We start from the raw sequence: 351 nt of genomic DNA, 5'->3' as shown, positions 1-351 counted from the left end.
GGTGGAGGGGAAACCGCGGGGGGGGACAAACAACCCCCCCTTGGTGTGGGCCCCCCCCCCCCCGGGGGCGCCGCCCCCCCCCCCCGGCCCCGCCACGTCAATCACGTCAGCAGCCGCCCTCGATGGTCAGCGTGCAGATGCTGTAGATCCAGTCGGTCGTCGTCGGGAGGGCCTCAAGGGTGTCGACCCCCGGGACCGCCGCGACCTCGGCGAGCGAGGTGTAGGCGTCGGCGCCCTCCATCAGAATCTCCGCGGACATGTGTTCACCCCCTTTGCGGCTCAGGCTCGAAGCGCCGGTTCAGCAGCCGGACTGGATGGTGTAGGCGATGCCGCACAGCGGGCTGGTGAGCC

The 351-nt window shown here is 71.5% G+C and carries 1 protein-coding gene; it reads right to left on the bottom strand.

The genetic code is table 11. From position 1 onward, the window contains the following. Positions 1 to 106: 106 nt before the first annotated feature. Positions 107 to 259 (bottom strand): hypothetical protein, encoded by a 153-nt coding sequence (locus ACIBCT_RS12575; RefSeq protein WP_362692048.1) that lies wholly within the window; start codon positions 257 to 259, stop codon positions 107 to 109. Positions 260 to 351: the final 92 nt, after the last annotated feature.

The organism is Streptosporangium sp. NPDC050855 (assembly GCF_044456585.1).
In the GTDB taxonomy this organism is placed as follows: Bacteria; Actinomycetota; Actinomycetes; order Streptosporangiales; family Streptosporangiaceae; genus Streptosporangium; species Streptosporangium longisporum.
The sequence above is the reverse complement of the archived record's forward strand: the minus strand, read 5'-3'. Positions and strand labels throughout refer to the sequence as shown.

What these genes read in the sequence shown, in the direction of transcription:
- ACIBCT_RS12575 (WP_362692048.1), bottom strand. Translation starts at nt 259, where the DNA reads ATGTCCGCGGAGATTCTGATGGAGGGCGCCGACGCCTACACCTCGCTC.